Origin of the sequence: Pseudomonas sp. G166, assembly GCF_037027455.2 — a bacterium.
In the GTDB taxonomy this organism is placed as follows: Bacteria; Pseudomonadota; Gammaproteobacteria; order Pseudomonadales; family Pseudomonadaceae; genus Aquipseudomonas.
This window is the reverse complement of sequence record NZ_CP146985.1, coordinates 3,614,290-3,636,179: the sequence shown is the minus strand read 5'-3', so window position 1 is coordinate 3,636,179 and position 21,890 is coordinate 3,614,290. Positions and strand designations below refer to the sequence as shown.

General features: G+C 61.8%; 19 protein-coding genes. 5 read left to right on the top strand and 14 right to left on the bottom strand.

Annotation, left to right across the window (positions count from 1 at the left end; genetic code table 11):
- Positions 1-23: 23 nt before the first annotated feature.
- Both SGN16_RS15675 and SGN16_RS15670 read right to left on the bottom strand, forming a co-directional pair.
- The gene (locus tag SGN16_RS15675) at positions 24-389 is read right to left on the bottom strand and encodes a cupin domain-containing protein (RefSeq protein WP_210638939.1); all 366 of its coding nucleotides are present in this window, start codon (positions 387-389) and stop codon (positions 24-26) included.
- A gap of 201 nt (positions 390-590) precedes the next feature.
- On the bottom strand, positions 591-1,889 hold the full coding sequence (locus tag SGN16_RS15670; protein WP_210638938.1) for an FAD-binding oxidoreductase: 1,299 nt from the start codon (positions 1,887-1,889) through the stop codon (positions 591-593).
- Between the two features lie 312 nt (positions 1,890-2,201).
- Between SGN16_RS15670 and SGN16_RS15665 the strand changes: the two genes are divergently transcribed.
- From SGN16_RS15665 to hpaR (SGN16_RS15655), 3 genes are all read left to right on the top strand, one after another.
- Positions 2,202-3,371 carry a flavin-dependent monooxygenase gene (locus SGN16_RS15665; protein ID WP_335945237.1) on the top strand — a complete coding sequence of 390 codons (1,170 nt, stop codon included), beginning with the start codon at positions 2,202-2,204 and terminating at the stop codon, positions 3,369-3,371.
- Between the two features lie 71 nt (positions 3,372-3,442).
- Positions 3,443-4,384 (top strand): flavin reductase, encoded by a 942-nt coding sequence (locus tag SGN16_RS15660; RefSeq protein ID WP_335945238.1) that lies wholly within the window; start codon positions 3,443-3,445, stop codon positions 4,382-4,384.
- Between the two features lie 175 nt (positions 4,385-4,559).
- Positions 4,560-4,982 (top strand): homoprotocatechuate degradation operon regulator HpaR, encoded by a 423-nt coding sequence (hpaR, locus tag SGN16_RS15655; protein WP_210638935.1) that lies wholly within the window; start codon positions 4,560-4,562, stop codon positions 4,980-4,982.
- A gap of 138 nt (positions 4,983-5,120) precedes the next feature.
- Here the strand turns inward: hpaR (SGN16_RS15655) and hpaI are convergent, their stop codons facing one another.
- The 8 genes from hpaI to SGN16_RS15615 all read right to left on the bottom strand — a co-directional run bounded on the left by hpaI (position 5,121) and on the right by SGN16_RS15615 (position 12,418).
- Positions 5,121-5,918, bottom strand: a complete 798-nt coding sequence (gene hpaI / locus SGN16_RS15650; RefSeq protein WP_210638934.1) for a 4-hydroxy-2-oxoheptanedioate aldolase — start codon at positions 5,916-5,918, stop codon at positions 5,121-5,123.
- A gap of 14 nt (positions 5,919-5,932) precedes the next feature.
- Positions 5,933-6,736 (bottom strand): 2-oxo-hept-4-ene-1,7-dioate hydratase, encoded by an 804-nt coding sequence (hpaH, locus tag SGN16_RS15645; protein WP_135845276.1) that lies wholly within the window; start codon positions 6,734-6,736, stop codon positions 5,933-5,935.
- A gap of 12 nt (positions 6,737-6,748) precedes the next feature.
- Complete coding sequence (locus tag SGN16_RS15640; protein ID WP_335945239.1) at positions 6,749-8,053, bottom strand: MFS transporter; 1,305 nt, start codon at positions 8,051-8,053, stop codon at positions 6,749-6,751.
- Positions 8,054-8,104: 51 nt separating this feature from the next.
- Positions 8,105-8,497 carry a 5-carboxymethyl-2-hydroxymuconate isomerase gene (locus SGN16_RS15635; protein ID WP_335945240.1) on the bottom strand — a complete coding sequence of 131 codons (393 nt, stop codon included), beginning with the start codon at positions 8,495-8,497 and terminating at the stop codon, positions 8,105-8,107.
- Positions 8,498-8,532: 35 nt separating this feature from the next.
- Positions 8,533-9,390: a 3,4-dihydroxyphenylacetate 2,3-dioxygenase gene (gene hpaD, locus SGN16_RS15630; RefSeq protein WP_135845279.1), complete on the bottom strand. Its 858-nt coding sequence runs from the start codon at positions 9,388-9,390 to the stop codon at positions 8,533-8,535.
- Positions 9,391-9,507: 117 nt separating this feature from the next.
- The gene (gene hpaE, locus SGN16_RS15625) at positions 9,508-10,968 is read right to left on the bottom strand and encodes a 5-carboxymethyl-2-hydroxymuconate semialdehyde dehydrogenase (RefSeq protein ID WP_335945241.1); all 1,461 of its coding nucleotides are present in this window, start codon (positions 10,966-10,968) and stop codon (positions 9,508-9,510) included.
- Positions 10,969-10,973: 5 nt separating this feature from the next.
- Positions 10,974-11,744 carry a fumarylacetoacetate hydrolase family protein gene (locus SGN16_RS15620; protein ID WP_335945242.1) on the bottom strand — a complete coding sequence of 257 codons (771 nt, stop codon included), beginning with the start codon at positions 11,742-11,744 and terminating at the stop codon, positions 10,974-10,976.
- Positions 11,741-12,418 (bottom strand): fumarylacetoacetate hydrolase family protein, encoded by a 678-nt coding sequence (locus tag SGN16_RS15615; RefSeq protein ID WP_335945243.1) that lies wholly within the window; start codon positions 12,416-12,418, stop codon positions 11,741-11,743. Before SGN16_RS15615 ends, SGN16_RS15620 begins: the two co-directional genes overlap by 4 nt.
- A 187-nt stretch (positions 12,419-12,605) precedes the next feature.
- On the opposite strand from SGN16_RS15615, the gene hpaA reads away from it, so the two are divergent.
- Positions 12,606-13,511 carry a 4-hydroxyphenylacetate catabolism regulatory protein HpaA gene (gene hpaA / locus SGN16_RS15610; RefSeq protein WP_210638928.1) on the top strand — a complete coding sequence of 302 codons (906 nt, stop codon included), beginning with the start codon at positions 12,606-12,608 and terminating at the stop codon, positions 13,509-13,511.
- A gap of 79 nt (positions 13,512-13,590) precedes the next feature.
- Positions 13,591-14,013, top strand: a complete 423-nt coding sequence (gene hpaR / locus SGN16_RS15605; protein ID WP_210638927.1) for a homoprotocatechuate degradation operon regulator HpaR — start codon at positions 13,591-13,593, stop codon at positions 14,011-14,013.
- Here the strand turns inward: hpaR (SGN16_RS15605) and SGN16_RS15600 are convergent, their stop codons facing one another.
- The 4 genes from SGN16_RS15600 to SGN16_RS15585 form a co-directional block, all read right to left on the bottom strand.
- Positions 14,014-14,796, bottom strand: coding sequence for a hypothetical protein (locus SGN16_RS15600; protein ID WP_335945253.1), 783 nt, complete (start codon positions 14,794-14,796; stop codon positions 14,014-14,016). It lies immediately after the preceding gene.
- A gap of 180 nt (positions 14,797-14,976) precedes the next feature.
- Positions 14,977-17,520: a bacteriophage N4 adsorption protein A gene (locus SGN16_RS15595; RefSeq protein ID WP_210638925.1), complete on the bottom strand. Its 2,544-nt coding sequence runs from the start codon at positions 17,518-17,520 to the stop codon at positions 14,977-14,979.
- Positions 17,517-19,631, bottom strand: coding sequence for a glycosyl transferase family protein (locus SGN16_RS15590; protein ID WP_210638924.1), 2,115 nt, complete (start codon positions 19,629-19,631; stop codon positions 17,517-17,519). Before SGN16_RS15590 ends, SGN16_RS15595 begins: the two co-directional genes overlap by 4 nt.
- Positions 19,632-19,643: 12 nt before the next feature.
- Positions 19,644-21,857, bottom strand: a complete 2,214-nt coding sequence (locus tag SGN16_RS15585) for a hypothetical protein (protein WP_335945244.1) — start codon at positions 21,855-21,857, stop codon at positions 19,644-19,646.
- Positions 21,858-21,890 lie beyond the last annotated feature (33 nt).

The following is a 21,890-nucleotide window of genomic DNA, read 5'->3' as shown; positions in this document are numbered from 1 at the left end:
TGGGGGGCGGCGGCCGGGTTCGATCAGGCTACCGCGAAGTAGTGCTTGACGAAACTTTCGCTGACCACTTCCCACAGTACGGGCGTGCCCTTGGTCACGAACCAGCTGTCGCCAGCCTTGTAGCGGGTGCTCTGGCCGGTGGTTTCATCGGTGAGGACCACTTCGCCGGTGACCACGGTGGCTTGTTCCGTGAATGGATAAACCATGCGGAACTTGCCTTGCGTGGTGCCGAAATAGGCACTGCTGATCGGGTCGGTCGGGGCGCCAAAGGTCATCTTGCCGAAGGCTTTGACCTCGCCTTCGAGAATTTGTGAGCCGAGGTCGGCGACAGTACCCCAGGCGTCAAGTTCGGACAGCTGGATGTCTTTTTCGAGGGTGATGAGGGGCATGGCAGTGACTCCTGATGAGTGAAAAACAAAGGTGGGGTTTGTCCAGTGCCAGTCAGTTGAACCTCTACCCTGTGGCAGCGAGCTTGCTCGCGATAGCGGTGGGTCAGGCAGCATTGAAGTTGACTGTTGCGCCGTCTTCGCGAGCAAGCTCGCTGCCACAGGGGGTCGCTTAACTGACTGGCATCAGGGTTGTATTGACCATCAGCGACGGCCACTCCAGTAACCCGACAACTGATGCCAGGACTTGCCGGCGGTCAGCAGCAGTGGGCGGATGGCGTCTTTGCCAATGATGGTCGGGCGGTGGATCGAGCTGACCAGGTCGTAGCGCGCCGAGCCCTCGCTCATGCCTTCGGCCAGCACCTTGCAGATGATGTGGCTCGGCGTGACGCCAAAGCCTGAGTAACCCTGGACGAAAAACGCATTGCTGCGACCGGGCAGGGTGCCGATCTGCGGGAACAGATTCGGGCTGCACGCCATCGGGCCGCCCCAGGCCAGGTCGATCTTCACATCCTTGAGGTAGGGGAAAATCTTCAGCATAAGGCGCCGGTTCCAAGCCTTGAGGTCTTGGGGGATGTGCTCCACCAAGGGCGTGGCGGCACCGAACAGCAGGCGGTTTTCGTTGGTGACGCGGTAGTAGTCGATTACCGGGCGAATATCGCTGTAGGCACCGCGAATCGGGCTGATGCGCTGGATCAGCTCGTCCGACAATGGCTCGGTCATCATCTGGAAGGCGTAGGTGTTGATAGTCGAGCGATGCAACTCCGGTTCCAGCTTGTTGAGGAAACTGTCACAGGCCCACAGCAGCTTGCTGGCCCTGACCGAGCCACGGCCGGTACGCACGGTGATCCGCTCACCATAGCTGACCTCAAGGGCCGGGCTGTTCTCGAAAATCCGCACGCCGTGGCTGACCAGGGCCTTGGCTTCGCCCAGCAGCAGGTTCAGCGAATGCACGTGCCCGCCACCCATGTGCAGCAAGGCGCTGCCGTAGGCCTTGGAACCGATGATCTGTTGCACGTCGGAGCCACCGAGGAAGCGGATCTCGTGCTTGGTGTTGATTGACTTGAAGTCTTTTTCCCAGGCTCGCAGGGTTTTTTCCTGGCGGGCGTTAAAACCCATGTAGCCGTAGCCATGGCAGAAATCGGCATCAATGGCGTACTTGGCGATACGGTCCTTGATGATATCGGCGCCCAGGTCGCTGATCTCGAAGACCTGGCGCAAGCCCTCTTCACCGACGTCCTTCTTGATTTTTTCCAGGTCATGACCGATGCCGGCCATGATCTGCCCGCCGTTGCGCCCGGTGCCGCCGAAGCCCAGGTAACGCGCCTCCAGCACCACGATGTTGGTGATGCCTTTTTCGGCAAGCTCCAGCGCGGTATTGATGCCGGAGAAACCGCCGCCAATCACCACAACGTCGGCGTCCACGTCCTGTTCCAGGGTGGGGAAGCTGAGGTTGTATTTCTTGGTGGCCGTGTAATAGGTGGGCGTTTCGATATTGATCATGACGCAACCTGACAAAGTGAAAGGAAACTCCGTTGCAGCGTCTTCGCAAAGCGCTGCATGCGTTGGCCCTATTAAGAGCCCTGGCGGGGATACCTGTCTTGATCATCCGTGCCGGGGTATTTGATCGAGCGCGCCAGATGGTCGGGGTCGGCCCCATGAAAAGTGCAATCTTGGATCTGGAAGGTGCATTTTTCAGCGGCCCTCGATTGCCCATACTGGACCGGCCTTAATCATTGACCCCGCGGTTTGCGCACCATCAGGTTGCCGGGCAAACGCGGGATCGGTAGATGCCAATAATAAAAGAGCCCGTCCATGAAAAAGCCAAATCCGCTGCTCGAAGACCTCAAGCCTATCCTGCCGGCGATTGCCGCCAATGCCTTCCAGGCGGAAAAGGATCGTACCGTCCCTGCCGAGAATATAGCCCTGCTCAAAGGCATCGGCATGCACAAGGCCTTCCAGCCGAAAAAGTACGGGGGCATGGAGATTTCCCTGCCACAGTTTGCCGATTGCATCGCATTGCTGGCCGGTTCTTGCGCCAGCACCGCCTGGGCCATGAGCCTGTTGTGCACCCACAGCCATCAGCTGGCGATGTTCCCGGCCAAGACCCAGCAGGAAATCTGGGGCGACGATCCTGATGCTACCGCCAGCAGTAGCATCGCGCCGTTTGGCCGCACCGAGGAAGTCGAGGGGGGTGTGACGTTCAGCGGTGAGATGGGCTGGAGCAGTGGTTGCGACCATGCCGAGTGGGCGATCATGGGGTTTCGCCGCAAAAACGCTGAAGGCACCCAGGACTATTGCTTCGCCGTGTTGCCTCGCAGCGATTATGAGATTCGCGATGACTGGTTCGCGGTGGGCATGCGCGGCAGTGGCAGCAAGACATTGATCGTCGACAACGCTTTCGTGCCGGAACATCGGATCCAGAAAGCCAAGGACATGATGGAAGGCACGTCCGGCGGGTTTGGCCTGTACCCCGACAGCAAGATTTTCTACTCGCCGTATCGTCCGTATTTCGCCAGTGGGTTTTCCACCGTCAGCCTGGGCGTAGCCGAACGTATGCTGGAGGTCTTTCGCGAGAAAACCCGCAACCGCGTGCGCGCCTACACCGGTGCTGCGGTCGGTGCCGCAACGCCAGCCTTGATGCGTCTGGCCGAGTCTACCCACCAGGTGGCGGCGGCCCGTGCTTTTCTGGAGAAGACTTGGCAGGAGCATGCCGAGCACGGCGAGCGCCAGCAATACCCCAGCCGTGAAACCCTGGCGTTCTGGCGAACCAACCAGGCCTATGCCACCAAGATGTGCATCCAGGCGGTGGATCGCCTGATGGAGGCGGCCGGTGGTGGCGCGTGGTTTGAGAACAACGAACTGCAGCGTCTGTTCCGCGATGCCCACCTCACGGGCGCTCACGCCTACACCGACTACGACGTCTGTGCGCAGATCCTCGGTCGTGAATTGATGGGCCTGGAGCCCGATCCCACCATGGTTTGACCGCTCGCACACCGAGCCCGGCTCATATAACAACAATCGAGGCCGTCACCTGAGGCGGCCGGGAGTCTTGCATGTCTAATGTTTGCGATACCGCTTTCGACACCCGCGCGTTCCGCCGCGCCCTGGGCAACTTTGCCACTGGCGTGACCGTGGTCACCGCCGCGACTGACGACGGCCGCAAGGTCGGCGTGACGGCCAACAGTTTCAATTCGGTGTCCCTGGAGCCGCCGCTGATCCTCTGGAGCATCGACAAACGCTCCAGCAGCCACGGCGTGTTCGAAGCTTCCAGCCATTTTGCCGTGAACGTGCTGGCCGCCGACCAGATCGACCTGTCGAACAACTTCGCCCGGCCCAAGGAGGACCGCTTCGCCGAGATCGAGTACGAGGCCGGCGAAGGTGGCGCCCCGGTGTTCGTGGACTGCTCAGCGCGTTTTCACTGTGAAAAATTCCAACAGGTTGACGGCGGCGATCACTGGATCATGATCGGCAAGGTCGTGGCCTTTGACGATTTTGGGCGTTCCCCGTTGCTCTATCACCAGGGTGCCTACTCGATGGTCTTGCCCCACACCCGCATGACCAAACGGGAAGAGGGGCAGTCCCCCAGCAGCCACTTCCAAGGTCGCTTGAGCCACAATCTGTATTACCTGATGACCCAAGCGTTGCGGGCCTACCAGGCCAGCTACCAACCTCGCCAGTTGTCCACTGGGTTGCGTACCAGTGAAGCGCGGATGTTGATGGTGCTGGAGAACGACGCCGGGCTGAGCCTTTGCGATCTGCAGCGGGAAGTGGCGATGCCGGTGCGCGAGATCGAAGAAGCCGTGGCCAACCTCAAGCGCAAGGGCCTGGTGAGCGATGAAGGCGATCGAGTGCGCCTGACCGGCAAGGGTGTCGATGAAACCGAAGGGCTCTGGGCGATTGCCAAGGCGCAGCAGGATAAGGTGTTCGGCCAGTTCAGCGAGGAGCAGGTCGAGCATTTCAAAGCGGTGCTCAAGGGTGTGATCAAAGGCGCTTGAGCCTGCATCGACAGCAATCCCGTGGCGCAGGAGCAAGCTCCCTCGCCGCGGGGACCGATGGTTCAAGGCTACTTGATCCTGATCCAGACTCTTTGAATGAATGGTTCGGTATTGGTTGGAAGCTGTTAAGATTTAGTTAACTCATTAACTAAATCTTCTTTCGCGACCATTCTCCATGCCCAAACCGCGCCAATCCTTGACCCTGACCCTGCTACAGGCCCGTGAAGCGGCCATGGGGTTTTTCCGTCCTTCCCTCAATCAGCACGGCTTGACCGAACAGCAGTGGCGGGTCATTCGTATTCTCAGCCAGCACGATGAGCTGGAGATCAATCGTCTGGCCGAACTGGCCTGCATTCTCAAGCCCAGCATGACCGGCGTATTGGTGCGTATGGAAGCGGCGGGCATGGTGGAGCGGCGCAAGGCCGAACAGGATCAGCGGCGGGTGCTGGTGCGCCTGGCACCCCAGGGGCAGGCAAGCTTCGATTCGATGAGCCAGAGCATGGAGGCGAACTATCAGCGCTTGCAGGGTCAGTTGGGGGAGGAAAAATTGCAGACGTTGCTGGGGTTGCTCAATGACTTGAAAGCGATCAGGCGCTGAGACATCCAGGCGGCCCCGCTTGGCTTTTGTGGCGAGGGCGCTTGCTCCCGCTCGATTGCGTAGCAATCATAAGAAAGCGGGGGCGCTGCGCGACCCAGGGGGAGCAAGCTCCCTCGCCACAAGAGGTTTGTGTTGCTATCAGTACACGCCACCCGCCGCAGGCTTTGGTGTGTCTTTGAACGTCGCGGCAAGGGTCTGCAAACCGCGCATCAACACCGTGGTGTCCACGCCCACCGCGACAAACGCGGCGCCAAGTTCGATGTATCGCCGAGCCAGCTTTTCATCGGCACTGAGAATCCCGGCCGCTTTACCAGCCTGGCGGATGCGGCCGATGGCGTCCTCGATGGCGGCTTGCACATCCGGGTGCCCGGGATTGCCACGAAAGCCCATGGACGCGCTCAGGTCCGCCGGCCCGATGAACACCCCGTCAACACCGTCCACCGCTGCGATGGCGTCCAGGTTAGCCAGGCCCTCGCGACTTTCGATCTGCACCAGCAGGCACATCTGTTCATCGGCCTTGTCGAGGTAGCCGGGGATGCTGTTCCAGCGCGACGCTCGGGCCAGCGCGCTGCCGACCCCGCGCACCCCGTGGGGTGGGTAGTGGATGGCACGCACCAGCTCGCGCGCCTGGTCGGCGCTTTCCACCATAGGTACCAGCAACGTTTGCACGCCGATGTCGAGCACTTGCTTGATCAGCGCGGTGTCGCCAATCACCGGGCGGATCACCGGCTGGCTGGGGTAGGGTGCCACGGCTTGGAGCTGGCCGAGCAGCGTGCGCAAGTCGTTGGGCGCGTGTTCGCCGTCGATCAGCAACCAGTCGAAGCCAGCGTTGGCGGCGAGTTCGGCGCAGTACGCATCGGCCAGGCCCAGCCACAGGCCGATCTGCGCTTCACCGCTGCGCAGGCGTTGTTTGAAGGTGTTGATAGGCATGTCCATGAACCGGTCTCCGATCAGACGAAACGGCAAGCGATGGAACCGAGCATGTCGTAGTCGACGTGGAAGGTATCGCCCGGGTTGGCTGCCACGGGGCGGGTGAAGGAGCCACCGAGAATGATTTGCCCCGGTTGCAACGTCACGTCGTAGGCCGCCAACTTGTTTGCCAGCCAGGCCACGCCTTTGGCCGGATGATTGAGCACGGCCGCCGAGACGCCGGATTCTTCGATCACGCCGTTGCGGTATAGCACCGCCGGCACCTTGCGCAGGTCGATCTCAGTGGGCCGTACGGCGCGCCCGCCCATGACCACACCGGCGTTGGCGGCATTGTCGGAAATGGTGTCGAAGACCTTGCGGGTCGCTTTGGTCTGTGGGTCGATCTGCTGGATACGTGCGTCGATGATTTCTAGCGCCGGGATCACCCATTCGGTGGCGTCCAGCACATCGAACACGGTCACGTTCGGGCCCTTCAACGGCTTGCCGAGGATGAACGCCAGTTCGACTTCCACCCGCGGCACGATGAAGCGTTCGAACGGGATGTCGGTGCCTTCGTCGAAGAACATATCGTCCAGCAGCGCGCCGTAGTCCGGTTCGGTGATGTTCGACGAAACCTGCATGGCCCGGGACGTCAGGCCGATCTTGTGGCCGACCAGCTTGCGGCCGTCCTTGATCTTTTGTGCGACCCAGGCGCGCTGGATGGCGTAGGCATCATCGATCGTGATGTCCGGGTGGTCGAGGGAAAACTGGCGCACCTGTTCGCGCGAACGTTCGGCATGGTCGAGGCGGGCGGCGGCTTGTTGGATGAGGTTCTGGTCGAGCATGGCAAGGATCTCTTAGTGAGGATTGACGATGGCGGCCCGGGTGCGCAGCACCAGCAGGCCGCCAAGGGCGATGAGCAGCGCCAGCGCATACAGGGCCAGGCTGGCGCTCTGGGTGGTGTCGCGCATCCAACCGATCAGGTAGGGGGCGAAGAATGAAGCGATGCTGCCGAAGGAACTGATCAGGGCAATGCCGGCGGCCTGGGTGCTGTTGGACAGGAAGGCCGCTGGCAGCTGCCAGAACATCGGCAACGCCGCGCTGGCGCCCATGCCGGCGACAATCAGGCCAGCCAGCACCAGGGTCGGGTTGCTGGGCGAGAGCCCGGCGAGCGCGATGCCGGCCGCCGCCATCAGCAGCGGTACACACAGGTGCCAACGCCGTTCGCGATTGCGATCGGAGGACCGTCCGCAGCCGATCATGAAGAAGCAGCCGGCCAGGTAGGGCACAGCGCTGAGCAGCCCGACCTTGCCGTCGCTGCCGATGCCGGCGCCGTGGATCAAGGTGGGCATCCAGAAGGCGAGGGTATTGACCGCCAGCATCACCGCGAAATACACCGCCACCAGCAACCAGACCTGCGGGTTGTTGAGGATCGCCGAGAACGAGGTAATCGATTTGCCTTGCTCTTCAACGCTCAGTTGTTCGCGCAGTTGCTGCTTGGCTTGCGGCGTGAGCCAACTGACCACCTCGAAGCTGTCCGGCAGGCACTTGAGTACCACCAGGCCGAGCAGGATCACTGGCAGCCCTTCGATGACGAACATCCACTGCCAGCCGCGCAAACCGCCAAGATCATGGAGCTGCTCCAGAATGCCACCGGACAACGGCCCGCCGATCACCCCGGCCATCGGCACGGCGATGGCGAACAGCGCGGTCACCTGGGCCCGGCGCCGGGCCGGGTACCAGCGGTTGAGAAAAACCAGGATCCCCGGGAAGAAGCCGGCCTCGGCCACCCCTAGCAGGAAACGCAAGACGTAGAAGCCAGCTGCGCTTTCAATCAGGAACATGCCGGTGGACAAGGCGCCCCAGACCACCATCAGTGTCGCGATCCAACGGCGTGGGCCGACCCGGTCCAGGGCCATGTTGCTCGGTACGCCAAACAGCGCATAGGCGATGAAGAACAGACCGGCGCCGAAGCCGTAGACCGTGTCGCTGAATTGCAGGTCGGCGCTCATCTGCATCTTGGCAAAGCCGATGTTGATACGGTCCAGGTGGGCGAAGAGATAGCAGACCAGCAGCAACGGCATCAGCCGCCAGGTGATGGTGGCATGGGTGCGGTCGTGCGCGATGGTGCCGGCAGTGTCGGCGGTATTGGCTGTGCTCATGATCTTGTACTTTTTGTCAGAGAGGCCGATGGGACGAGCGGGTAGGCAGGTTTAACGTGTCTGGGCCTTGAGGAAGGCATGGACGTTGTTGGCCTTGAAGTTAAGCTGTTCGTGCAGCTCGATCATCTCGAACGACAGGGCCAGCAAACGTTGGGCCTGGAGGTCGGCGAAGTGTGCGGTGATTACCTCGAAGAGTTTTTCCGCGACTTTCTGGCGCGTGGCCAAATCGCGACCGTGGCCGACTTTCAGCGTCATGTGCACGAAGGCGTAGTCGTGCTTGCCGTCGGCCATGCGCCAGGTGTCCAGGCGCACGCCGCGGCTGCGGATGCCGCCCAGGGGAAACACGCCGCTGTCGCCCAGCAAGGTGTGGACCTTTTCAAACAGGCCGGGCAGGTCGGCCTGCTGTTCGATGTTGTCGGTGTATTCAGCAATGAAGTGCGGCATGGAAGCCTCCTGCGACGACAGCGTGAAGCTGTTGCTCAAACGGGAAAGATGGCGTTGATCTGGCCGGTGCCGGAGCTGCCAAAAGGCTCGGTGATGATTTCGGCGGGCTTGTCATAATCCGGCCCCCCGAGCAGCCCCAGGAGCATGGCGGTGTCATGCATCTTGCCTTCGCCGAAGCAGTGCTCGGCGTAGTCCGGGAGCATGGCGCAGAACTCTTTCCAACGGCCTTGGCGCCACAGTTCGACGACGTGCAGGTCGACTTGTTTGTCGAACTCGCGCGTCCAGTTATGGATATTGGCTTCGGCATTGCGATCGTCGGAGAACCGGTGCGACAGCGAACCGGAGGCCAGCACCAGCACCTTGCGATCGCTTTTCTCGATGGCCCGGCGTACGGCGGCGCCAAAGGTGAAGCTGTCTTGCAGGCGATGCCAGGCGCACCAGGCGGCAATTGATACGACGTTGAATTTCTGTTCCTGCGGAACGTCCATGTGCATGTAGCGCATGGGCACCAGCGTGCCGTATTCCAGCTCCAGGCTCGGGATGTTATGGGCCAGGGTGCGCACGTCGGCGGCATTGGCCTCGGCGGCGATCAACTCGCCCAGCTCCGGGGCGCCCGAATACTCGTACTCCATGTTCTTGATGAAGTGCGGCAGCTCGTTGCTGGTGTAGATGCCTTTGAATTGTTCGCCACTGTTGACGTGATAGGCGCTGTTGACCAGCCAATGCACGTCGAACACCACGGCGGTGTCGGCGCCCAGCTCGCGGGCACGGCGCCCGATTTCCTTATGCCCGGCAATTGCCGCTGCACGGCAGCCGTGGTGCTTGCCGGGCAGCTCCGACAGGTACATCGAGGGAACGTGGCAGATTTTCGCAGCCAGGACGACTTCGCCCATGATGATTCTCCTGAAAAATTGTTCTTGTTGAGTACGAGCAATCGGTAAGTCACAGCTTGATGCTCTGGATGGCTCAAGCCCCTCGCCACAAGGTTAATCACCAGATTTTTTCTACAGTCATACGCCCCACCGCGGAATGTGATGACTGCCCATGGAGATGCAAACGTTCTTGATCTCGGCGAATACTTCAAAGCTGTACTGTCCACCTTCGCGGCCGGTTCCGGAACCCTTCACGCCGCCGAAAGGCTGGCGCAGGTCGCGCACGTTCTGGCTGTTGATGAACACCATGCCGGCCTCGATGCCATGGGCCAGGCGATGGGCTTTGCCGATGTCCTGGGTCCAGATGTACGACGCCAGGCCGTACTCGGTGTCGTTAGCCAGTTGCAAGGCTTCAGCCTCGTCCTTGAACGGGATCAGGCAGACCACAGGACCAAAGATTTCCTCCTGGGCGATGCGCATCTGGTTGTTCACGTCGGCGAACACTGTCGGCTGGATGAACTGGCCGCGACTCAGGTGCGTCGGCAGGTTGGCCGGGCGTTCCAGGCCGCCGGCCAGGAGCGTGGCGCCTTCTTCGATGCCGATTTTGATATAGCCGGTGACCTTGTCGTAGTGAGCCTGGGTGATCATCGAGCCGACCTGGGTCTTCGGGTCCTGCGGATCACCGACGATCAGGCGTTTGGCGCGGGCGGCGAACTCGGCGATGAACTGCGGATAGACGCTTTCCTGGATGAAGATCCGGCTGCCGGCGGTGCAGCGTTCACCGTTGAGCGAGAAGATGGTGAACAGCGCCGCATCAAGAGCCCGCTCAAGGTCGGCGTCTTCGAAAATCAGCACCGGCGACTTGCCGCCCAGTTCCATCGAATACTTCTTCAACCCGGCGGTCTGCATGATTTTCTTGCCGGTGGCGGTGCCGCCGGTGAAGGAAATCGCTCGCACATCCGGGTGACGCACCAGCGCGTCGCCGGCCGTGGCACCGTAGCCCTGGATCACGTTCAACACGCCGTTGGGAATGCCGGCCTCAACGGCCAGACGCCCCAGTTCGTTGGCGGTCAGGGGCGACAGCTCGGACATTTTCAACACTGCGGTGTTGCCCAGGGCCAGGCAGGGTGCGGTCTTCCAGGTCGCGGTCATGAACGGCACGTTCCACGGCGACACCAGCGCACAGACACCCACCGGTTGGTACAAGGTGTAGTTGAGCATCTGATCGTCGACCGGATACGTGTGACCGTCCATGCGGGTGCAGACTTCGGCGAAGAAATCGAAGTTGTGGGACGCTCGCGGGATCAGCACGTTCTTGGTCTGGTGGATCGGCAAGCCGGTGTCGAGGGTTTCCAGTTCGGCCAGTTTCGGCACGTTCTGCTCGATCAGTTCACCGAGCTTGCGCATCAACCGGGCGCGTTCCTTGGCCGGCGTATTGGCCCACTTCGGGAACGCGTCCTTGGCCGCCGCCACGGCCTGGGCGACTTCCTCGGCACCGCCGCTGGCGACTTCGCCGATGGCTTCGCCGGTGGCCGGATTGTAGTTGACGAAAACGTCTTTGCTTTCGACCTCGCGGCCGTTGATCCAGTGCTTGATCATGCTGCTCACGCCTCTTTACGGGATGCGAAGAACTCGGCTTCGCTGACAATTTGGTTGACCAGGCGGCCGACGCCTTCCACTTCCACGATCACTTCATCGCCCGGCACGACGTCCGCCAAGCCTTCCGGCGTACCGGTGGCGATCATGTCGCCGGGGTGCAGGGTCATGAAACTGGACAGGTATTCGATCAAGTAGGGAATGTCGAAAATCATGTCGCGGGTCGAGCCTTCCTGACGCAATTGGCCGTTGATCCAGGTCCGCAATTTCAGGTTGCTCGGGTCCGGTACGTCGGCGACGTCGACGAGCCACGGGCCGACAGGTGTCGTCGCGTCGCGGTTCTTCACCCGCAGGTTGGGGCGGTAGTAATTTTCCAGGTAGTCGCGGATCGCGTAGTCGTTGCACACGGTGTAGCCGGCCAGGTAGCTCAGAGCATCCTCGCGCTTGACGTTGCGCGCGGCTTTGCCGATGACCGCCACCAGTTCACACTCGTAGTGCATGTAGGCGACGTTGTCGGGGCGCCAGGTCTCCTGGTTGTGGCCGGTGTAGGTGCCGGACGACTTGATGAACACCAGGGGTTCGGTCGGCGGTTTGAACGCCAGCTCGGCGGCGTGATCGGCGTAGTTCAGACCAAGGGCGAACATGCTGCCGGTGGCCGGTGGCAGCCACTGGACCTGATCCTCGGCCAGCAGGCGACCGTCGGCCAAACGAACGGCGTTGTGAGCTTCTACGGTGACGGCGTGGACCTGGCCTTCAAAACGAATGCGCGCGTGTTTCATGAACGTGCTCCTGTTGCCTCAGCCACGACGATATTGACGAGACGGCCCAGGCCGGCGATTTCGACTTCGACGCGGTCGCCGGGCTGTACATCGACCCGACCTTCAGGCGTGCCGGTGATCAGCACGTCCCCGGCGTGCAGGGTCATGAATTCGCTGATCTCGGCAATCAACTGGGGAATGTTGCGAACGAAGTTGGCAGTGTTGTTTTGCTGGCAAATCTCACCGTTTACATACAGCGTGATTGCCAAGCTGTGAGGATCGGCAACTTGGGCGGCCGGCACCAGTTCAGGGCCGACGGCGCAGAACCCGTCCCGGCACTTGGCCTTGACGGCGGGGCGGTAGTAGCTGTCTTCCGGCAGGCTGAATTCATTGACGACGGTGAAGCCGGCGACATAGTCCAGTGCCTCGGCGGCGCTGACGCGACTGGCCGATTTGCCCATCACCACGCCCAGCGCGGGTCCTGGTTGCAGCCGTTCCCCCTGGCCAGGATGAACCACCTCGGCGCCGTGGCGGTTACGGGTGTTGGGCGTCTTGATGAACAGCACCGGCTTGACCGGCGGCTTCTGGTAGGGCGGTTGCTCGAACTCGGCGAGGCGCTGCTTCAGCAGCCCTTGATAGTTCAGCGCGACCCCGAACAGGGTGCCGGTCGCGACGTCATGCAGGGCACGGCTCATGCTTGTCTCCTGGCATTGGCAGAGTGATGAGGGCTCTGCGCATATTGTTAATGTGTTAACAGTTATAATTAAGATGTTAACTATCGTCAAGCGTGGCAGAATTGCCGGGCGCTGGTTGCCGTGCCAAATTGGGTGCAGGATGAGCGCGAGCAGGTGCCTGAATCAGAATAAAAACGAGTACTGCGTGATGACCGACCGCCAGCCGATCCCGAACATCAACATTGGTCAGGTGTACGACCAGCGTTATAGCGACGCGCAGGTGCATTACGACCGGCTCGCCAACCTGGCGGGGTTCTTCGGCCGTAACATGCCGGTGCATCGCCACGATCGGTTCTTTCAGGTGCACTACGTCAAGAGCGGTACTGTGCGGGTGTATCTGGACGATCAGCAGTACGTCGAGTCGGGGCCGATGTTCTTTCTCACGCCGCCGACCATCCCCCATTCCTTCGTGACCGAGGCCGACAGTGACGGGCATGTGCTGACGGTGCGCCAGCAACTGGTGTGGCAGTTGATCGACTCCGATCCAAGCTTGGCGCCAGCCGGTGTGCAACTGCCGGCAACCTGCGTTGCGCTGGCGCAATTGGGGCCTGGGCAGGCAGGGGAGGTGCGGCGGTTGGAATACCTGTTCGAGGAATTGAGCGAGGAGGTGACGGCCGGGCGCCCGGGGCATAGCGCGGCACTGGACGCTTTGACGCGGCTGATCATGATCAGCCTGCTGCGCTTGAGCTCCAACTCCCTGGAGGCCAGGCCGGCCCGGCATGAAGACCTGAAGATCTTTCACCGTTTCAACGAGCTGATCGAGGCCCATTATCTGCAACATTGGCCGTTGTCGCGTTACGCCGAGGGCATCGGCGTCACCGAGGCGCGCCTTAATGATGTCTGCCGACGTATTGCCGACCTGCCTTCCAAGCGGTTGATCATGGAGCGGCTGATGCAGGAGGCCAAGCGACTGCTGTTGTTCACCGGCAGTTCAGCCAATGAAATCTGCTACCAGCTCGGGTTTAAGGATCCGGCTTATTTCAGCCGGTTTTTCCAGCGCTACGCCCAACTCACTCCTGGGGAGTATCGTCAGCGGCAATCGGGGTTGCGCTAAATCCCCTCGCCACGGTTGCTCTTGCAGCGGTGTGATGGTGACACTAAGCTGCCGACTCGCTCATCCAGACAGTCCGAACATGGCCACCCCCAGACCTTCATTGACCTTGACCCTGCTGCAAGCCCGCGAAGCTGCCATGGCGTTTTTTCGCCCGGCGTTGAACCAGCATGACCTCACGGAACAGCAATGGCGGGTGATCCGCATTCTGCATCAGCAGGGGGAGCTGGAAAGCCACCAGCTGGCTCACCAGGCCTGCATACTCAAGCCGAGCATGACCGGTGTGCTCAGCCGGCTGGAGCGCGATGGCCTGGTGCGGCGGCAGAAGTCGAGCCAGGATCAGCGTCGGGTCTTCGTCGGCCTGACCGAACGCGGCCAGCAATGCTTTGTGTCGATGAGTGAGGGAATGGAAAGCAACTATCGGCGGATTGAGGAGCAGTTCGGCGAAGAAAAAATGCAGCAACTGCTGGTTCTGCTCAATGAGCTGAAAAACATCAAGCCTTGATCAAGGGGTGGCCAGGGATTGTTTCAACTGCTCCACCAACGCGGGCGTCATGTAATGCGGCCCGTCGAACAGGTAGAGCGGATAGCCGGCATAGGCCGCCAACTGCGGCGTGAGTTCGGCCACGGTGGCTGAGCGGAAGCCACCACCGTATTTAAGCCGGAAGGCTTCGACGATGATCCGCACGCGATCCTTGCCCAGCCGATCTCGCAAGGCGTCGGCGTAGTTACGGGCCACCGGGGCGGTGCGAGCATAGACGCCTACGCCGTCCTGGAAAAACACCCCGATGTCATTCGGCAACCACTGCTTGAGCCAATCAGCGGTGGCGGCAGGGCCGATATTGGCGCCGTCATAGACACTGATCCATAGCGGGCGTGGCAGTTTGGCCAGCAAAGCCGGCAGCTCGGAGGCACGCGCCCAACTGGGATCGACTTCGGCGGGAAAGTACCAGCCAGTGACATGCAGCGGCGTTGGCAACCCGGCGATGCGTTCCGACAGCGCAGCCAGTTGCTCGATGTTGTCCCGGGTGCGGTTTTCGCTGAAATAGCCGGCCAGCCCGAGGATGACATCCTGGGCCCAAGGCGCCTTGGCGATGCGCGCCCAGTCCGGCAATACCGGTACGCTGGTCAAGCCGGTGCCGGGCACGAAGGCCTGATCGTCCACCACCGTCCATTGCACCAGCAGCTCGTGCACCCCCAGTTTTTCCCAGGTACCGTTGATGCCGACGGTCTGGTTGTCCGGCTGCCAGACGATGCCGACGATATTCGGAGCTGCGGTGGTGGTCATTGTGTAGTACGTCCCTGTACCGAGGCCGATGGCCGCGACCAGTAACAGCGCCGCGACGACCTTGTGTTTGACTGCGTTGGCGAAGCTTTTCAAACAAGCCCCTTCTGGATGCAGTGTAGTCGTGACTCGACCAGGCGAGCCGCTTTTCGTACCCGTGCAGCGAATATCACGTCAACGTCCTCAATAGGAGTAGGTCAGGCGGGCGAACACGCCTTTGGCGCGGTCCTCGCCAAACACTCTGGCCCGGTACTGCAGGGAAAAGTCCACGTAGGAGCGTGGGGCGTTGTAGGCGTCTTCACGGAACCAATAGCGCACGTTGTTCCCGACCCCGATTCCTCCGGCATCACCGGACGAAAAATCGCCGTTGGAGCCGCTCTTCATCTTCGAATCGTAGTCGATCGCCGCCACGATATGGGGGAAGGTCACCCAGCGCGAGCCGGTGCCGCCAATCGCATAGCTGCGCCCCACTTGCCATTCGCTGTTGAAGTAGTCTCGCGAGTCGTTGATGTAATGGCCAACCTCGGCATACAACTGCGAGGTCCACCAGCTCGGCACGTCAACCCGCAGGTCGGTGCCAATGCTCGAACCGTAGCCCAGGCGCACCAGCCAGTCGCCGTCGACATCGGAAGACCCGAGAGGGAAGGTCCGTTCAAGGGCGGCCATGATGTTGACGGAGCTAAAGGGCTTGACCCGTATGCCGACGGCACCTTGCAAGGCATCGGCGCCGGTGTCCGAGTCGCTGTTCTTGCTCCACAAGGTGTCGGTGATGCGCCCGTAGAGTTCGACAAAACGGGCGTTGCGATAACCCAACGGACGCCAGGATAGTTCGGTGCTGTTTTGCAGCAGGTCGTTGCTTTCGTTGCCGCCGCTGCTATTGGTGCTCGGCGCTCCGCTCAGGCCACTGGAACCGCGATAGCTGGTGGTGCTGATCAGACCCATGGAGCGCGAAACGTCACCCACGGCACGACGGGTATCGAACAACTGTTGCGCGGACATGGGCGTTTCCGCGTTTTTTTGCCCATCGATCACGCGCTTGAAGTAGGCCACGGCTTCGTCGTCCTCGTTGACTCGCATGGCGTTGTAGGCCGCATCCTGGGCCGCTGACGGGGGCAGTGGTGTGGTGGCGTCGGCCTTGCGGAAGGCCGCGTGGGCGGCTTCGTCGTCGCCGGCCTGCATCGAGAGATAGGCGAGCTGCAAGTCACTCACCGATGCCAGCTCACCACTGGTGCGCGCTTCTTGCAGACGTTCGCGGGCGGTGCGGCGCTGTCCGATGGCGGCATACAGACCGGCCTCTTCGTAGGCCGGCAAGCTGCCCAGTGCCAAGGCGCGGGAAAAGTCTTCCCGGGCACCGGCATCGTCCCCGGACTGCTGACGCAGGCGTCCACGCATGACTAATAGCCGGGCGTCATCGCCATGGGTTTGCAGGCCTTCACTGGCCGCTGCGATGGCTTGCGGTAGGCGTTTCTGGTCCGTCAGGGCGCTGACCAGCAGATGCCGATAGGACGGGTTCTGCGGCGCACGGGCAATGGCCTGGTTGGTCAGGGCGACCGCGGTTGCCGGATCTTTGCGGGCGAGGGCGGCATAGGCCTGGGAGGCCAGGGCTGTGCCAGCATCATGGGTGCTACCCGGCCAGATGGAACAGGTCAGGCCGAAGCTGCTTTCCTGACATTCCAGGGGCGGTGGCGGAAACTGGACCAGGGTGTTCACGCCTTGGGTTTTCTTTCGCAGCGCCCTGTGGGCGACGGCTTGTCGACGGGTGACTTCATCACTGTCGTCGCTGCCCAGGGTTTGCAATTGCCCCAGCGCCTGCTCAGGCTCGCCTCGGGCCAGCGCGGCATCGACGGAAAAGAGACGGATGTCGCGAATTTCGCTGGCCGATACGCCGGCAAGGGTCTGGGCACGGTTCAGGTCGACCTGGGCCGCCTGCGTCTTGCCCTGACGCTCGCGAGCATAGCTGCGCAGGATCCACGGAGCGGTCTTGCTGTCGTCCAGCGCCAGTGCGTTCGAGGCGGCTTGTTCGGCAGCGGGGTAATCCTTGGCCGCGAGCAGGGCGCTGATGAGCAGTTGCTGGTTGGCGGGAACTTCCGCAGCCCAGGCCACGGCTTTGCGCGCCTGGTCCACGGCCAAGGCCGTATTGCCTTGCTCCAGGGCGCGGTAGCCCTGGGTCGCCAACGGTACCGCCAATTGACGGCGAATCGCCGCGCGACGCATCAACAGCGTCTTGTCGCTGGCGAAGGCTTGCAGGGCATCGGTGGTGGCCTGGTCGGCTTCTTCCAAGTGTTGCTGGCGCTGCAAGGAATCGATCAGCAGCAATCGATACTCACGACGACGGGGGGCCTGAGCGATGGCCTTGCGGGCCGATTGCGCGGCCAGGTCGAATTGTTCGCGATCATAGGCTTTGAACCCCTGGGACGCAGCAACGAAGCCCGGTGCCGGCGAGGCGGCGCGCGATGACGTAGCGGTCTGGGGTTGATCGCGTAGTTTCTTGTCCCGTTCGGCCAACTCGATCAGCGTGTTCAGGCGTGTCACGTCGGCGCGCTGGCGCAGGGCTTCGCGGGCCTTGGCGATGGCCAGGTCGTAATCCTTGCGCTCGTAGGCACTGTAGGCTTCGTTGGCGGCGGTGTAGGCCGGACCGGTCAATGGCAGGGGCAACGTCTCGGCCGGCGCAAGCACCGGGATCAGGCTCAGCCCCGTGGCCAAGAGGGTCAGAAGGGGGCGGTTCATGCCGGGAGCTCCATTGGGTAGAGGCTGTGCTGACGCGCCACCACTTGTTCGATAGTGGCCCGGGGCAGCACGCCGCTGTCGACCAGGTAATCGCCAATCCGGCCATGGTGCTGCGGCCGATACTGCAACATGGCGCGGCTGAACTGGTCGCGATCGAGCAGGCCCATTTCAATCAGCAAGTCACCCAGCAGTGGTGCGCTGGCATTGGGTACGGCGTGGCCGTTGCGTTCCGGCAGTTGGCGCAACAATGCGAGAATTTCGCTTTCCCGGGCGATCAGTTGCACCGGCTCGCTGCCCAATTCGGCGCTGACCTGCTGCAAGCCTTCGTCGGAAAGCGGGTTGGCGACGGCGATCTGTTCACGGCCTTCACCATTGCGTCCCAAGGGAATGGCCCGCCAGCGCAAGGCAAATTCGCTGTCCAGTGACGAGCTTGAGGCTGCGGCTTTTTCGGCCACGTCGAAGACCCGAGGCAGGTCATTCTGGAACGCGATGGCTTCGGCCAGGGTTTCATCGTCCAGCCAGCCGTTATTGAGCAAGATCCGACCCAGCGGCACGTTGCGCGACTGCTGTTCGTCGAGGGCGCTTTGCAGGTGGGTGTCGGTAATGGCCTGCCAGGACAGCAACACACTGCCCAGGCGACGCGGAGCGGTGGCAACCAGGTCGGTGGAAGGGAAGTCGTGCATGGTCTTGTCCCAGACCAGCTTGCGGTTCATCACCTTGCCCACCAGAAACATGCGCCAGGCCCTGGAGGCAGCCATGAAGTTGACGAAGTTGCCCACCAACATGCGCGGGATCGACAGCAAACCGTGCTGCCAGCCGTACAGCACGGTGGTGAAGTAATAGCGGTGCAGGATGCGCCAGGCCAGGGCGACGCCGTTGGCCAGCAACAGGTATTTGATCACGCCATTGGTTTCAAAGGGCGTTGGGAAGCTGACGTTCCACAAGCCACTGTTGCGCAGGATAATCAGGCCCAGTAGCTGCACGAGGATCACGTAGGCAATGATGCTGATGAACGCAGTCACGACACCCTTGCGGTCGCGAAACAGCAGGTATCGGTTGGCCAGCGAGCCATTCCATCCCATCTGTTCCCAACCTTGCAGGCCGATGCCCAGGGTCCAGCGTGCCTTTTGTCGAAATGCGGTGCGGAAGGTATCGGGGAAAAACTCCCGCACGCATAACGGCATCGTCAGGGTCGATTCATAGGGTTTGCGGAACCAGGATTTGCGCAGCACCCGGAATTGCACCGGGAAACGCACGAAGATCGCGTTCATGCCAACCTTGGCCAGCCGCGCGCCGACGTCGTAGTCCTCGGTGAGGCTGTCGGTGTTGAACGGCTGGTTTTCAGTTTCGCCAGCCAGTACCCGCAAGGCACGATGAGAAAAGCAGGTGCCGACGCCGGCCGAGGGCACAGTGTCGGTCATGCTTTCACGCACCACCAGGTCCTTGCCGTGCCATTCGGCAAACTCGTCCATGTAGACGCCCGCCACCCATTCGTACCAGTTGCGCTCCAACGACACCACCGGCAACTGGATCATGTCCTTGCGCGGCAACAGGTAGTTGAACAGGCGCAGTTCCAACGGGTGGAGCACGTCTTCGCTGTCGTGCAACACGACGCCGGCGAAGGTCATGCCATGGGTCTTCTCGTGCAGGAAAATCGCCTGGATCACCCAGTTCAAGCAGTCGGCCTTGCAGGTCGGCCCGGCATGGGGGACTTCCACGCGGTGCAGCTGTTTGTAGCGCCGACGCATCCGCTCGACTTCGTCAATGGTGCGCTGGTCGTTGATATAAGTGCCGACGAAGACCACATAGTTCTGGTAGTCGAGCGTCGAGACCATGTTTTCGATCATCGGCGCGATGACGTCGTATTCCAGCCAGGCAGGCACCATGATCGCCAAGGGCTGCTCGTCCCGGGCCAACAGTTGTTCGACGGTCAGCGGCCGGTATTTGCGGTCCACGGTGAACTTGCGGTACAGGCGGCGAGACCAGTACCACAGGTCAATGATCAGATCGTCCAGGCTGGAGATCAGGATCAGTACCGCGACCACAATGGTCGCGGCTTCCAGGTAGTTATAGTAATGGGCCAGCCAATAGGGCCAATAAAGCGACGTCATCGAAGGTTACCGTTACTGGCGATTGCGACGGGCGATACGGCCAGCCAGCAACAAGATAAGGAACAAGGCAATGCCACCTGGAATCAGCCAGAGCAGTGAAGGTTTACGCCAGGCATCCAGGCCCTTGGGTTCTTCCTGGCCGATCAACTGGCTGCCGCTGGGGTCCTGGGTATCGAAGATTGCCACGGCACCGCTGTCGCCCAGAATCGCCACGTCGCCACGCGTCAGCACAACCGGCTTGGCCAGGCCCGGTGGCTGGCTGCCCAGGGTCCGATAGACCAGGCCGTGCTGGCCCGAGGTCTGCACCACTTGCAGTGAAGCCAGTTGGTTGAGGCGCTGCACATCAAGCATCACCTGGTCTTTATGGTTGATACGCAGGTGACCCTGCTCGTCGACCTGGACCGCTTCCTTGGCGTCCTTGAGGGGCAGCTCGAAAGCCAGGAAAGCCTTGTCCGGGCTGACGACGGCTTTTGGATCGGCGCTGACCTTCAACTGCGCGCGCAGCGGCGAGACACCGGCCGCATCGGCCACCGAAATCACTTGGGCCAGGCTGCTGGCCGGATGGTCAAGGTAGGCCTGGGGAACGAGCACCTGAGTGTCGACGGCGAAGCGTGCAGCCATGCTGGCGAAATCGTCATCCAGCGAGGTTTTGTCCAGCACGATATGGCTGGTTGGCAGGACCGCTACCGGGAAGGCCTGCGGCGTCTCCAGGCAACGGTCGCTGACCGGCTGGCGTTGGAACGAGACGCGCAAGACGTTTTTCGAGCCCAGGGCGTAGCGGGGGATATGCGCCTGGATGCGTTGCGGCTCACCGTCGGTGGTCAACTGTTGCGCACCGATCAGGAAATCATTGAAGTACAGCGAGGCCACGGGCGGGGTGTGCGAAGCACCTGGCGCTGCGGATACATCCACCACCGCGGTCACAGGCAGGCGGCCGTCATACGCCACGCTGCCCAGGGGGAACGAGGTGCTCCAGTCGAAGCGCGAGGCTACGTCGAATGTGCCAGGGGCGCCGCCCAAACGCGCCAGCGCCACGCGACCATCGTCGCTCAACGGCGTTTGCGCTTCGGTCACGGTCAATTGGCGGCTGCGCGCCAGTTTGTTCCACGCCGAACCGAGTAAGGACAAGGCTTTGCCGGTCGCATCCGGGGCGATGACCAGCACCGGGCGCGTGCCCAGCAGGGCCAGGCGCACGTTATCCGTGCCGGCGCTGGCCAGGGCGACGTTGACGTGCTGATCGCGCCATTGGGTCAATGCACTGGCCGCTGTTGTGTCGACGCTCTGGACTTGGCTCTGCAAGGCATCCAGCGATTGGTTGATGGCCTTGAGCAGTTGTGGGTCGTTGATGGCCAGGTCGGCCTGTACGTTTGGCGCCTGGCCGAGCATCAGCAGGGCGCCGATTTCGGCGGCGTTGGCCAGGGTATGCGGGCCTTTGCCGTTGAGGCTGGCGAAGGCCGGAATGTTCAACAGCTCGGCGGGGACGCGCAGACCGCTCAGGTCGACACTGTCCTGCACGGCAGGGAAGGGCAGGATACGGCTGTGTTTGCCGATGCGTTCCAAGGCCACGCCCAATCGCCAGGCGGCATCATAGCTGCCTGCCGACAACGAGCCTGGCGCGACGAGGATGCCGGGGTTGGTGGGCAGTGTCGTCCAGGCGGTGCCGACATCCTGCAATTGGCTGGCGTCGTAGCTGTAGTTCAGGCGTGTATCGGGTTGAATGCGCAGCACGTTGCCGATGACCCGATCGTCTTCGCACAATGGCCGGGGGACGACCGAGGACCAGGCAATGCCCAGGCGCACCAGGCCGTTGTCACGTGCAGCCTTGTCTACGCCCAGCTTGAGGCTGGCATCGCCCTGCGCCTCGCTGAGCCCCTCGGCTCGTACCGGATACCCATCGAGCGACAGCAGCATGGTGTTGCGGCCGCCTTCGCCGTTGAGATAACTGGCGTCCAGTTGCAGCGTCGCATCGTCAAGGGTCACGCCGGCTGGGACCGGTAAATACAGTTCGCGTCGAGCGTCGCTGGCGCCAAGCAGGATCGGCGCAGTGATGCCCAGGTCGCTCAAGCGAATCTCACGCTCCTGGCGGGTGTCGGCGTTGAGTCGATGGATTGCCTGGGTGAGCGGGCTATCCGCAGCCAGGGCAAAGGTTGGCATGAGCGCGAGCAGGCTCAGGCCACAGGCAAGGGCGCTGAGCGCGCCCGTAGGGATGGCAACGGAAGGCTTCATTCAGGCAAATCTCGATCTGATAAGGGTGGGTAG